Here is an 11950-nt window from a genome sequence, read left to right as displayed (position 1 = left end):
CCCTCCGGGCCCCGCGATCGGTCCACCGCCTCCGGCGGTGCTGTTCCTAGTCGGCGAGCGCCGGGCCGGCCTCGTGGTTCGGGTGGCCGCTCGTCCGCTCGCGCTGCTTCATGCGCGCCTCGTAGACGTGCCGGTCACCGCCGGCCAGCTCGTCGCGCGCCCGGGCGTCGTAGGCGCGGAAGGTGCCCCAGTAGTTCTCGTCGAAGTCCTCCACGATCTGGAACGTCCAGCGGTCGGCGATGACGTTGCGGCCGACCAGGTCGCGGTCGAGGTCGGCGGCGAGCGCGCCGGCCCCGGCCTGCTCGAACAGCTCCACCGACTCCTGCAGCAGGCGGTCGGCCTTGCCGGTGAGCTGGTGGAAGGCGTAGAGGAAGCCGCGGGCCTGGTCGACGGTCTCCAGGGCCTCGGAGAGCTTGCCGAGCGCCTCGACGGTCGTGTCGTCGAGGTCGGGACGGGTGCGGTCGCTGGTCACCCGCCCATCCTGCGGCGCGGCGGACCGGCTCGCCCCTCAGCCCCGGCGCCTCCCGGCGCTCACAGGTAGTCGGGGTCGGGGGCGCGCACGTGCCCGGCGAGCAGCGCCGTCCCGCTCTCGGGGTGCAGGCACACGCCCTCGACGAGCACCCGGACCTGGGCCACGCGCCGGCGGTGGTCGCGGATGCCTCCGGCCAGTTCGATCAGGTCGCGCGGATCGGCCGTCCGGCGGACCTCGCCGACCCGCTGCCCGCGGACCCACAGCTGCGCCAGCGCCTCGTCGAAGGCGGTCTTGGGGCCCTTGATGGCCACGTCGGGCAGCCGCCCGACGCGGATGCCGGCGGACTCGATGAAGGCGTTGTCCGCGGTGACCATCCGGGAGAACGTGTCCAGGAGGAGCACGATCCGGGAGAGGACGGCGCTGTCGCCGGCCGACTGCCGGGCGAGGTGGTCCATGGCCATCCACCGGTGCACCGAGACGGCGTCGATGAGCGCGCCCTTGTCGGCGAAGTGTCGGTACAGGGTGCTGACCCCTACCTCGGCGCGCTCGGCGATGCTGCGGACCCCCACGCCCGGGCCCTCCTGGGCGACCGCGTCCCGGGCGGCCCGCAGCAGGCGCGCCACGTTCTCGGCGGCGTCGCTGCGCGTCATGGCCCTGGCTCCGTTCCGCCGACCTGTCCGGAAGTGGGAATCATAGGCGCGTTCTGTTTCCGATTTGCTGCATCGACCGCCTCGTGATCGCAGAGTCTGCCCCGAGAAGGTGAGCTCCACCACGGCGATCCGATGTGCCGGGGCGGGGCCCGGCCGCGGATCGGACCTGCAAGGGAGGGCTCGCCGGTGGAGTCGCTCGTCACGTTCGGGCTCGCGGTGCTGCACCTCTTCGGGTTCTACGCGCTGCTGGCCGTCGGGCTGGGCCTGGTCTTCGGGCAGCTCGGGGTAGTGAACGTGGCGCACGGCGAGTTCGTCATGGTCGGCGCCTACGTCATGTACGCGCTCGACGCGGTTCCCTTCGTGCTGCGGCTGGCCCTGGCGGTCGGCGTCGGCCTGGTGCTGTCGCTGCTGGCGGAGTGGACGATCCTGCGCAAGCTCTACTCGCGGGGCATGCTCGCCACCCTGCTGGCCATGTGGGGGCTGGCGATCGTCCTGCGCCAGGTCGCCGAGGCCGTCTTCGGGGCCACCCCCCGGTCGGTGCCGTTCCCGGTGCAGGGCAGCGTGGACGTCCTCGGCGTCCGCTACCCCACCTACCGGCTGCTGGTCGCCGTCGTCTCCCTGCTCGTGGTCGGCGCCGTGCTGCTCGTCATCTACCGGACCAGCCTGGGGCTGAAGCTCCGCGCCTCCATCGAGAACCGCGACATGGCCGCGGTGCTGGGCATCTCACCCCGGGTCATGATCGCCGGCACCTTCGCCGTCGGGACCACCCTGGCGGTCCTCGCCGGCGCGCTGAACAGCCCCACGCTCGGGCTCACGCCCGGGCTCGGCGTGGCCTTCCTGGCCCCTGCCTTCTTCGCCGTCCTGATGGTCCGGCCCGGCTCCATCGCCGGTCCGGCGGTCGGTGCGCTGCTCGTCGCGCTGCTGTCCTCGCTGCTGAGGACGTACTTCACCGAGACCGTGGCCGACCTGGTCTTCTTCGCCGCCCTCGTCGTACTCATCGCCGTCCGGCCCGCGGGCCTGTCCTGGAGGTTGCCCTCATGGTTGACCAGAAGCTCCGAGCGCGTCGCCTGACCCGGGTCGGCGGGCCGGTCGCCGCCGGCCTCGCCGTGCTCCTCGCGCTGTCCGCCTGCGGCGGGTCCATCGGCGGGGGGAGTGACGGCGGGGACGGGGGCTCCGGGGACCCGGGGCCGCTGAAGATCGGCATGCTCGCGCCGATCACCGGGCCGGCGGCGCCGGAGGGCATCGCCCTGCAGCGCGGGTTCGACCTCGCCATCGAGCACATCAACGACGACGGCGGCGTGTTCGGCCAGCCGGTCGAGGTCGTCTTCATCGACGACCAGGCCGACCCCGCCACGGCCACCCAGGCGGCGCAGCGGCTGGTGCAGCAGGAGGAGGTCGACTACATCTTCGGGACGATCACCGACGACACCACGATCGCCGCCGCGACCGTCGCCGACCAGGCCGGTGTGCCCATGTCGCAGGCGATCGCCACCGCGCTGGACTACTGCAGCCCGCACTTCTGGCCCTTCGGCGAGACGCCGACCCAGCTGCTGACCGACCTCGTCCCGCGCATGGTCGAGGAGTTCGGTGGCAACGTCGCCCTGGTCGGCAACGACTACGTCTTCCCCCGGACCTACCACGAGGTGAGCACGCAGCTCATCGAGGAGGCCGGCGGCACCGTGGTCGCCGAGGAGTACTCGCCGCTGGGCACGTCGGACTGGCAGCCCATCATCACCCGGCTGCAGGGGGCGGAGCCCGACTGGATCCTGTCCGCGGTCGTCGGTGGTGACGCCGTCTCCTTCGTCCAGCAGGCCGACCAGTTCGGGCTGCTCGAGGGACGAGGCCTGACCGGGGTGTCGGTCGACCAGCAGTTCTACCCGGCGCTGGCCCCGCAGCTGGAGGGCCGCTCGCAGGTCGTCCGCTACACCGACCAGCTCGACAGCGAGCTGAACGCGACGTTCGTCGAGGCCTACCGGGAGGCCTACGACACCCAGGAGCCCATCCCCGGCGTCGCGGGCAACGCCTACGACGGCATGCGCTTCATCGCCGAGGCCTTCGAACAGGCCGGCTCGACCGACGCCGAGGCGGTCAGCGAGCAGATCGCGGAGATGGAGTTCGAGGGGCTCGGTGGGCCGGTGGGCTTCGACCCGGACAACCACGTGGTCCAGGCGCCGATGTACCTCACCAGCATCGAGGCCGGCTCCCCGTACGCGGTCGTCGAGGAGCTGGGTGTCGTCACCGACGAGCAGGAGAAGGACTGCGCGTGACCGCCTCGCTCGGGCGGAGGGTGGGCGGAGGGCACGCGCTGGCGTTCGTCGGCGCGGCCCTGCTCCTCGCCGCGGCGCCCTTCGTCCTGCTCCCGTACCCGCTGACCCTGCTGACGCTGGCCCTGGTCTTCGGCCTGTTCGCCTTCGGTCTCGACCTGGCGTGGGGACGGGCCGGTGTGGTGAGCATCGGCCACGCCGCGTTCTTCGGGCTCGGCGCCTACGGGTCGGCGATCGCCGCGGCGCGCGACGTCCCGATGGTCCTCGGGGGAGCGGCCGGCGTGGGAATCGCCGTGCTGGTGGCGCTCGGCGTCGGCCTGGCCGGTCTCGGGCGACGGGCGCTGCCCTCGACCATGGCGGTGCTCACCCTCGCGCTGACACTGGCCATGAGCCAGGGGGCGCGCTCGTGGACGTGGCTGACCAACGGGACGAACGGGCTCGTGGTCCTCTCCGACAGCGGGGTCGTCGGCACCTACTACCGGACGGCGGCCATCGTCCTGGTCACGGTGGCCCTCGTCTGGTTCGTCGTGCTGCGCGGCGCCCTGGGCCGCCGGTTCGTCGCCATCCGGATCAACGAGCAGCGAGCCGAGCACCTGGGCATCGACCCGCGGCGCACGAAGATCGTCGCCTTCCTGATCAGCGCGGCGGTCAGCGCGCTGGCCGGGGCCGTCGCCGCGCCCGTCATCGGGCTCGTGTCGCCGTCGGCCGCCGGCATCGTGATGTCGACGGAGGTCCTCGTCTGGCTCGCCGTCGGCGGGCTCGGCACGATCTCCGGCGCCTTCCTGGGGGCCGGCCTGGTGACCATCGGCGACCAGCTGCTCGGGGACGTCCTCGGCAGCTGGTACCTGCTGATGATGGGCGTGGTGTTCCTCCTGGTCGTGCGGTTCGCCCCCGAGGGGCTGGTGGGCCTGGCGCGCGCCGCTCTGCGCCGACCGTTGCGGGAGCGGGCCGCCGGTGGCGCGCTCCTGGAGCCGGTGGGCGCATCCCTCACGCCCCGGCCGGCGGCCGCCGGGTCCTCGGAGCCGGCGATCGGTGCCCGGGACGTGGAGAAGGGCTTCGGTGCCGTCCCCGTCATCCAGGGGGTGGACCTGACGGTGGCCCCCGGCGAGGTGGTCTGCCTCATCGGCCCCAACGGGGCCGGCAAGACCACCTTCCTCGGCGTGCTCGCCGGGGAGCACCGGCCCGAGCGGGGCACGATCTGGATCGCCGGTGACGACGTCACGACGCGGGCGCCGCACGAGCGCGCCCGCCGGGGGCTGGGACGGATGTTCCAGATCCCCAGCGTCTTCCTGGACCTGACCCCCCGGCAGAACCTCGCGATCGCCCGCAGCGAGGGGCTGCACCCGCCCGTCCCGCTGCCCCTGTACGACCGCTTCGACAGCGACACCATGCTGGCCAGGGACCTCTCCCTGGCCGACCGACGGGCCCTGGAACTGGCCATGGTCCTCAGTTGGGGGCCGGAGATCCTCCTGCTGGACGAGCCGGCCGCCGGGCTGTCGCACGAGGACTCGATCGAGCTGGCGCGCACGCTGCGCGACGTCGCCGAGCGCACCGGCTGCAGCCTCGTGGCGGTGGAGCACGACATGGAGATCGTGCGGGAGATGGCCGACCGGGTCGTCGTCCTGGCCGACGGCCGGATCCTGGTGGAGGGCTCCATGGACGAGATCTCGGCCCACGACGAGGTGCGTCGGGCCTACCTGGGGGTGTCCTGATGCTGGAGGTGCAGGGTCTCCACGCCGGCTACCGGGACGCCCGGGTGGTAAACGGGCTGGATCTGCGCGTCGAACCCGGCGAGATCGTGGCGCTGCTCGGGCGCAACGGCGTCGGGAAGACCACCCTGCTGAAGAGCCTGTTCGGGCTGTGCAGCGTCTTCGCCGGCGAGATCCGGGTCGACGGGACCCCCGTCCCGGGCGGCCGCCCGGAGCTCCTCGCCCGATCGGGCTGCACCCTGATGCCCGACGACCGCGGCGTCTTCCCCGGGCTCACCGTGGAGCAGAACCTCCGGCTGGCCGCCCGTCGCGGCTACCGGCCGGTCGTCGACGTCCGCGCCGTCTACCCGTTGCTCTCCGAGCGTGCCGACCAGCTCGCCGGGACGCTGAGCGGTGGGCAGAAGCAGCAGCTGGGGCTGGCCCGCGCCGTGCTCGCCGGCTCCCGCCTGATCGCGATCGACGAGTTCTCCCAGGGGCTGCAGCCCTCCGTGCTGGAGGCCTCCGTCGAGGCTGTGCGCACGGTGGCCCGGTCCGGGGTGGCCGTCCTCGTCGTCGAGCAGGGCCCCGAGATCCCGCTCCGGTTCTGCGACCGGATCGTGGTCATGGTCAAGGGCGGCATCGTGCTCGACGCGACGGCCGAGGACCTGCGCGCCGACCCCTCGCGACTCACCGATCTGCTCGTCGTCGGCTGACGACGACCCCGTTCACCCAGCCGCCACCGACCCCTGGAGCAAGCCCCGTGACACCGACTCCACGTTCCTTCTCCGCCGAGGCCATCGCCCTCGCCGCGGCCGGCGCGCGCCTCGGCCTGCCCGAGGACCGCCAGGAGATGCTGGGCGCCTTCCTCGGCGAGATGTACGGACTGATCGACCGGCTGGACGACGTGCCCCTCGGGGAGACGCCGCCGGCGACCGCCTTCGACGCCCGCTGGGAGGTCTGACCGTGGAGCCGTTCGAGCTCGACCTGACCGCGGCCGCCGAGGCGATCGGGACCGGCAGCCTGTCCCCGGTCGAGTTGACCGAGTCCGTCCTGGGGCGGATCGAGGCGACCGAGCCGGCGATCGGCGCCTTCGCGCACGTCAGTGCCGACCTGGCGCGCGACGCGGCCACCGCGGCGGAGAAGGAGATCGCCGCCGGCCGGTACCGCGGGCCGCTGCACGGCATCCCGCTGGGGGTCAAGGACCTCTACGACACCGCGGGCGTCCCGACGACCAGCAGCTCCGAGGTCCGCGCGGGCCACGTGCCCGACACCGACGCGGTGGCGGTGCGGCGGCTGCTGGACGCCGGCATGGTCATGGTCGGCAAGACGCACACCCACGAGTTCGCCTACGGCGGCCGCACGCACACCACCCGCAATCCGTGGGACACCGCCCGGATCCCGGGCGGCTCCAGCGGCGGCTCGGGCGCCGCCCTGGCCGCAGGCTCGTGCATGCTCGCCCTGGGCACCGACACGGCCGGGTCCATCCGCATCCCGGCGAACCTGTGCGGCACGGTCGGGCTCAAGCCGACCTACGGCCGCACGTCCCGGCGGGGCGTCGCGTCGCTGTCCTGGTCGCTGGACCACGTCGGCCCGCTGGCCCGCAACGTCACCGACTGCGCGCTCGCCCTGGACGCCATCGCGGGGCACGACCCGCTGGACCCGGCGTCGGTCGACGTGCCGGTGCCCGGGTACGCCGCCGGCATCACCGGCGACGTGCGCGGTCTGCGGATCGGGGTTCCCGCCAACTTCTTCTTCGACCACGTCCGGCCCGACGTCGAGGCATCCGTCCGGGCCGCCGTCGACGTGCTCGTGGGCCTCGGCGCGGAGGTCCGGGAGGTGACGATCCCGTACCCGGACCAGGTCCTGGCCGTCGAGTGGGGGATCGTCCTGCCCGAGGCGGCGGCCTACCACCGGGAGTCGCTGCGGACGAAGGCGCACCTGTACCGGCCCGAGACGCGGCTGCAGCTCGAGGCGGGTGAGCTGGTGCTGGCCACCGACTACATCAACGCGCTCCGCGTGCGCACCCTGGTGCAGCGCGCCTGGAAGGAGCTCTTCGCCGACGTCGACGTCGTGGTGGGACCGGTGCAGCCCTTCCCGGCGCCGCTGGTCGACGAGATGGAGGTCGTCTGGCCCGACGGCACGGTGGAGCTGGTGGACCTGGCGATGGTCCGGCTCACGTCGCCGGCCAACCTCACCGGGCTGCCCACGCTGGCGGTGCCGACCGGCTTCGACGAGCGCGGCCTGCCCCTGGGGATGCAGGTGACCGGCCGCCCGTTCGACGAGGCGACGCTGCTCGACGTCGGCGCGGCGTACGAAGCGGCGACCGACGTCGTCGGCAGGCTGGCCCCGCTCGGGCGATGACCGCCGGGGGCCGGCGCCGGACGTCCGGTGCCGGTCCCCGCGCCGTGCGGGGGCGGAGGTCGACGCCGACCTCCGCCGCCGCTCAGCCGCGGGCGACCGCGGCGTCGACGAGCTTCTCGGCCAGCTGGCGGCCGTGGGCCGCCGGGCCGTCGGGACCGAGGAGACCGCCGGAGAGGTACATGCCGTCGATGATCAGGTGGATCTGCGCGGCGAGGTCCTCGCCGTTGCCGGGGACGATCTCGTCGGCCAGGCGCTCGAGGCGGGTGTGCAGCTCGAACTTGTAGTCCGCGGCGGCGCTGCGGGCCGGGTGCTGCGGGTCGTCGTACTCGCTGCTCACGTTGGTGAACGGGCAGCCGCGGAAGCCGACGCGGGTGACGTCGCGCTCCACGGCGTCCACGACCGACAGCAGCGCGGCCCGCGGGTCCCCCTCGAGGCGCTCGAGCTCCGCGTCGATGAAGGCCAGGACCGTCGCGGCCTTGCGGGTCAGGTACGCGCCGACCAGGTCGTCCTTGCTCTTGAAGAGCCGGTAGACCGTCATCTTGCCCAGACCGGTCTCCCGGACGAGCTCGTCCATCCCGACGCTGCGCGAGCTGCGGCCGGAGAACAGCCGCTCCGCGGTGTCGAGCACGATCTCCTGCCGCTCGGCGCGACTCCGGCGCACCGGGGCCGAGCTGTCGTCGGAGGGAACGAGGTTGAGGGCGGCGGTCACGTCAGCGAGGATGCCCCAGTGCCGTGACGGAGCAGTTCGCGGCACGCCGACGTGATTGCTCTGGGTGACGAGAGACGCCCGGGCCGATCGGGGCGCCGGAGATCGATGGTGCCGTTGTGGTCACCCAGCGTTACTTCGGCGGCGGTACCGGCCTCAGTTCCGGCGGGTGCGGCGGGGATTGGCGAGCATCTGGGCGACGGCCCGGACGGCTGCCTCGACGCGCGGCTCTTCGGTGGACCCGTTCGAGGACTCCTGGCCGGCTCCGTGCTGGTTCGTCGTCTTCTCCATGTGTCGCAGCGTGCCCGGCGGGTGACCCGCCGAAACCGCCGCTCCGCCGGCACACCCCGGCCGGGGGGCGAGATGCTGCTCACCCGCCGGCCGGTGCGGAGCGCTCAGACGTCCGGGCTGTCCGCGTTGCCGCCCGCGGAGTCCTCGCGGCCCTCGGCGGGCTCCTCCGGGTGGGGGGTCCGGCCGCTGCCGGAGTCCTCGCCCGCGGGGTCCCCCTCGGCGCGCTCGGGGCTGCGGGGCGTGCGGTGGGCCTCGGTCATGTCGGCTCCTCCTTCTCGGTTCCGGTCGGGAGGCCTGTGCCCGGTCGGCCGGGGGCCGAACCGCAGGTCAATCGACCGGCGTCGGCTCCGGGACGCGGGGGAGCACCGACCGCACGGCGTCCTCGTCGGGCAGGGCGCCGCGCGCCCCGGGGCCGGTGGTGGACAGCGCGGCGGCGGCGACGGCGTGCCGCACGGCCTCCGGCAGCGCCGCGCCCCGGGCCAGCGCCTGGCCCAGGGCGCCGCAGAAGCAGTCGCCGGCACCGGTCGTGTCGACGGCGGCAACCGGCGGCGGCGCCTGGAGCAGCACCGGGCCGCCGTCGCCGGGGACCACCAGCGCGCCACGGGCGCCCAGCGTCACGACCACCGAGCCGGCGCTGACCGTGCGGGCCAGGGCCACCAGCTCGGCCGGCGAGCGGTCCGCGGGGACGGCGCCGGCCAGCTGCACCAGCTCGTGCTCGTTGGGCACCAGCACGTCCACCCGGACGAGCAGCTCGGCCGGCAGCGGCTGCGGGGGAGCGGGGGTGAGGACGACGGTGCCGCTCGCGGCCCGCGCCGCCGCCGTCACCGCCGCCATCGGGACCTCCAGCTGCAGCAGCACCACCCGCGCGTCGCGCACGGACGGCACGTCGACGTCCTCGACCGTGAGCCTGGCGTTCGCCCCGGGGACGACGACGATCAGGTTCTCCCCGCTGCCGTCCTCCACCGGGATCGTCGCGCTGCCCGTCGGGGTCCCGACGGTCCGCAGCACCCGGCGCACGTTGACCCGCGAGGCGGCCAGGGCGGCCAGCTGCCGGTCGCCCGCGGGGTCCTCGCCCACGCGTCCCACCATGTGCACGCCCGGACCCAGCAGGCCCGCTGCCGCGGCCTGGTTGGCGCCCTTGCCGCCCGGCGCGAGCGAGGAGGCCCGGGCCACGACGGTCTCCCCGCGCCCGGGCAGCCGGTCGACGGCGGCCAGGACGTCCTCGTTGAGACTGCCGACGACGGTGACGGACACACGGACCTCCGGGGGGCTGGCGGGGCACCAGCAGTACCAGACGGCCCGTTTCCCCCGGTCCACCGCGCGGTACGGGAGGACGACGAGGCGAGCGGAGGACCCATGGCCGAGGAGGATCCGGACGCGATCCGGCGCGAGTTCGGCGACGCGGTGAACATGACCGCGGGCGAGCTGGAGCAGTGGCTGGACACCGACGAGTCCAAGGCCGTCGGTCAGAAGGACGGCGGCGGGGAGTCCACCGGGCACGCCTCGGGGCGGCGGATCGTCGAGCTGCTGCGCACGAAGAAGGACGACCTGACCGACGACGACCTCGCGCACATGCGCAAGGTGCACGGCTACGTGCAGCGGCACATCGCGCAGGAACCGGAGCACGAGGACGTCGAAAGCTCCCGGTGGCGCCACTCCCTGATGAACTGGGGCCACGATCCGCTGACGAGGGGGTAGCCCGTGCGAGCGACGTCCCTGCCACGCAACGACCCTGCCCAGTACGACGGACTGGCCGACGACTGGTGGGAGGCCGCCGGGGGGTTCGCGGCGCTGCACTGGCTGGCCACCTCCCGCGCGGAGCACATCCCGCCCGCCGGCGCCCCGGGCTCGCTGCTGGTCGACCTCGCCTGCGGTGGCGGGCTGATGGCACCGCACGCCGCGCGGCTCGGGTACCGGCACGTCGGCGTCGACCTGGGCCTGGAAGGGCTGCGGGTGGCCCGCGGGCACGGGGTGCTGCCCGTCCGGGGCTCGGTCCTGGCCGTCCCGCTGGCCGACGGGTGCGCCGACGTGGTGGTCGCCGGCGAGATCCTGGAGCACGTCGAGGACGACGTCGCGGTGCTCGCCGAGTGCGCGCGGCTGCTCCGGCCGGGCGGGACGCTGGTGATCGACGCGCTCGCCGACACCCGGATCGGCCGCTTCCTCATGGTCACCGTCGCCGAGCGGCTGCCGGGCGGACCGCCCCCGGGCATCCACGACCCCGCGCTGTTCGTCGACCGGGAGCGGCTGCTGGCCGCCGCCGAGCGGCTGGGCCTGGACCTCCGGCTCGTGGGCCTGCGCCCCTCGGTGCGCCAGGCCATCGCCTGGGCCACGGGACGGAGGCGGAGCGTGACGATGAAGCCGGTCCGCTCCACCGCCGTCGTCTTCGCCGGCTACGGCCGGAAACGGTGAGCGAGCAACGGCGTCGCGCCGGACGTACCGTCGGAAGCATGATCCCGAGCAGGCCTTCCGCGGAGCGGCGCAGATGACCGCCGCCGTCATCACCGGCGCGGGGTCCGCGCTGCCCGCCGCGCTGGACCAGAAGGCCGCCTGGGACGGGTTCTTCGCCCGGCACTACGAGGGGGTCCGCGCCGCCGAGCGGATCTTCATGAGCGCCGGCGTGCGCCGCCGGCACGCCGTCGCCAACCCGATCGACGAGGACCTCAGCGGCTGGGGCACCGGGGCGCGCATGGCCCGCTTCATCCAGGAGGCGCTGCCGCTGGGCAAGCAGGCGGTGGCCGGTGCGCTGGACGCCGCCGGCCTCGCGCCGGGCGACGTCGGGCTGTTCGCCGTCGCCACCTGCACCGGGTACGCCACCCCGGGGCTGGACATCCGGCTGGCGAGCGACCTCGGCATGCCCGCCGGGCTGCAGCGGCTGCTGGTCGGGCACATGGGCTGCTACGCGGCGATCCCGGGGCTGGCCGCCGTGGGGGACTTCGTCACCGCGCGGTCGCGCCCGGCGGTGCTGCTGTGCTGCGAGCTGACCAGCCTGCACGTCCAGCCGGCGCAGCGGGACCTCGAGCAGGTCGTGGCGCACGCGCTGTTCTCCGACGCCGCGGCCGCGATCGTGGTGGAGCCGGGGGCCGGCCGAGGGCACCGGCTGGCGGGCGTCGTCGCGCGCACGGACGCCTCGACCGCCGACCACATGACCTGGGACGTCACCGACCTCGGGTTCCGGATGGGGCTCTCCCCGAAGGTGCCCGACGTGCTCTCCCGGCACGTGGGCGACGTCGTCGACGAGCTGCTCACCCAGGCCGGCCTGCGCGCCGAGGACGTCGCCGGCTGGGCCGTGCACCCGGGTGGACCCCGGATCATCGACGTCGTCCGCGACGAGCTCGGCCTGCGCGAGGAGCAGGTCGGCGCGTCCCGCCGGGTCCTGGCCGAGCACGGCAACTGCTCGTCGGCCACGGTGCTGCTGGTCCTGCAGGAGCTCGCCGACGTCGACGGGCCCATCGTGGCCATGGCCTTCGGGCCGGGGCTGACGTTGTACGCCGCGCTGCTGCTGCCCGCCTGACCTCGGT

Annotated in this window: 15 protein-coding genes; 9 read left to right on the top strand and 6 right to left on the bottom strand. The window is 74.3% G+C overall.

Going from position 1 to position 11950, the window contains the following annotated elements; genetic code table 11:
• Window positions 1–46: 46 nt before the first annotated feature.
• Window positions 47–472 carry a hypothetical protein gene (locus GCU60_RS10235; RefSeq protein ID WP_163204810.1) on the bottom strand — a complete coding sequence of 142 codons (426 nt, stop codon included), beginning with the start codon at window positions 470–472 and terminating at the stop codon, window positions 47–49.
• 59 nt (window positions 473–531) lie between these two features.
• On the bottom strand, window positions 532–1122 hold the full coding sequence (locus GCU60_RS10230; RefSeq protein WP_163204808.1) for a TetR/AcrR family transcriptional regulator: 591 nt from the start codon (window positions 1120–1122) through the stop codon (window positions 532–534).
• Window positions 1123–1308: 186 nt separating this feature from the next.
• On the opposite strand from GCU60_RS10230, the gene GCU60_RS10225 reads away from it, so the two are divergent.
• The 6 genes from GCU60_RS10225 to GCU60_RS10200 are packed head-to-tail and all read left to right on the top strand — an operon-like array spanning window position 1309 to window position 7435.
• On the top strand, window positions 1309–2193 hold the full coding sequence (locus tag GCU60_RS10225) for an ABC transporter permease subunit (protein WP_163204806.1): 885 nt from the start codon (window positions 1309–1311) through the stop codon (window positions 2191–2193).
• The gene (locus tag GCU60_RS10220) at window positions 2160–3389 is read left to right on the top strand and encodes a substrate-binding protein (RefSeq protein ID WP_163204804.1); all 1230 of its coding nucleotides are present in this window, start codon (window positions 2160–2162) and stop codon (window positions 3387–3389) included. The genes GCU60_RS10225 and GCU60_RS10220 overlap by 34 nt, the downstream gene beginning before the upstream one ends.
• Window positions 3386–5098, top strand: coding sequence for an ABC transporter permease subunit (locus tag GCU60_RS10215; protein ID WP_163204802.1), 1713 nt, complete (start codon window positions 3386–3388; stop codon window positions 5096–5098). The genes GCU60_RS10220 and GCU60_RS10215 overlap by 4 nt, the downstream gene beginning before the upstream one ends.
• The gene (locus GCU60_RS10210; protein ID WP_163204800.1) at window positions 5098–5787 is read left to right on the top strand and encodes an ABC transporter ATP-binding protein; all 690 of its coding nucleotides are present in this window, start codon (window positions 5098–5100) and stop codon (window positions 5785–5787) included. Before GCU60_RS10215 ends, GCU60_RS10210 begins: the two co-directional genes overlap by 1 nt.
• Window positions 5788–5834: 47 nt before the next feature.
• Entirely contained in the window at window positions 5835–6035 is a 201-nt protein-coding gene (locus GCU60_RS10205) for a hypothetical protein (RefSeq protein WP_163204798.1), read from the top strand.
• 2 nt (window positions 6036–6037) lie between these two features.
• Window positions 6038–7435 carry an amidase family protein gene (locus tag GCU60_RS10200; RefSeq protein ID WP_163204796.1) on the top strand — a complete coding sequence of 466 codons (1398 nt, stop codon included), beginning with the start codon at window positions 6038–6040 and terminating at the stop codon, window positions 7433–7435.
• A gap of 82 nt (window positions 7436–7517) precedes the next feature.
• On the opposite strand, the gene GCU60_RS10195 is transcribed toward GCU60_RS10200, so the two are convergent.
• From GCU60_RS10195 to GCU60_RS10185, 4 genes are all read right to left on the bottom strand, one after another.
• Window positions 7518–8144 (bottom strand): TetR/AcrR family transcriptional regulator, encoded by a 627-nt coding sequence (locus GCU60_RS10195; protein WP_345770518.1) that lies wholly within the window; start codon window positions 8142–8144, stop codon window positions 7518–7520.
• Between the two features lie 153 nt (window positions 8145–8297).
• Window positions 8298–8432 (bottom strand): hypothetical protein, encoded by a 135-nt coding sequence (locus tag GCU60_RS21040; protein ID WP_275585493.1) that lies wholly within the window; start codon window positions 8430–8432, stop codon window positions 8298–8300.
• Between the two features lie 104 nt (window positions 8433–8536).
• A complete protein-coding gene (locus GCU60_RS10190) occupies window positions 8537–8692 on the bottom strand; it encodes a hypothetical protein (protein WP_163204792.1) in 156 nt (51 codons plus the stop codon).
• Between the two features lie 67 nt (window positions 8693–8759).
• Window positions 8760–9686, bottom strand: a complete 927-nt coding sequence (locus GCU60_RS10185) for a PfkB family carbohydrate kinase (RefSeq protein ID WP_163204790.1) — start codon at window positions 9684–9686, stop codon at window positions 8760–8762.
• 102 nt (window positions 9687–9788) lie between these two features.
• Here GCU60_RS10185 and GCU60_RS10180 point away from each other — a divergent pair, with 102 nt between their 5' ends.
• The 3 genes from GCU60_RS10180 to GCU60_RS10170 all read left to right on the top strand — a co-directional run bounded on the left by GCU60_RS10180 (window position 9789) and on the right by GCU60_RS10170 (window position 11943).
• A complete protein-coding gene (locus GCU60_RS10180) occupies window positions 9789–10130 on the top strand; it encodes a DUF3140 domain-containing protein (protein WP_163204788.1) in 342 nt (113 codons plus the stop codon).
• A gap of 3 nt (window positions 10131–10133) precedes the next feature.
• A complete protein-coding gene (locus GCU60_RS10175; protein WP_345770517.1) occupies window positions 10134–10841 on the top strand; it encodes a methyltransferase domain-containing protein in 708 nt (235 codons plus the stop codon).
• A gap of 73 nt (window positions 10842–10914) precedes the next feature.
• Window positions 10915–11943 (top strand): type III polyketide synthase, encoded by a 1029-nt coding sequence (locus GCU60_RS10170; RefSeq protein ID WP_163204786.1) that lies wholly within the window; start codon window positions 10915–10917, stop codon window positions 11941–11943.
• The last annotated feature ends 7 nt before the right edge of the window (window positions 11944–11950 follow it).

This window comes from Blastococcus saxobsidens, assembly GCF_010682065.1.
Lineage (GTDB): Bacteria > Actinomycetota > Actinomycetes > Mycobacteriales > Geodermatophilaceae > Blastococcus > Blastococcus saxobsidens_B.
The sequence above is the reverse complement of the archived record's forward strand: the minus strand, read 5'-3'. Positions and strand labels throughout refer to the sequence as shown.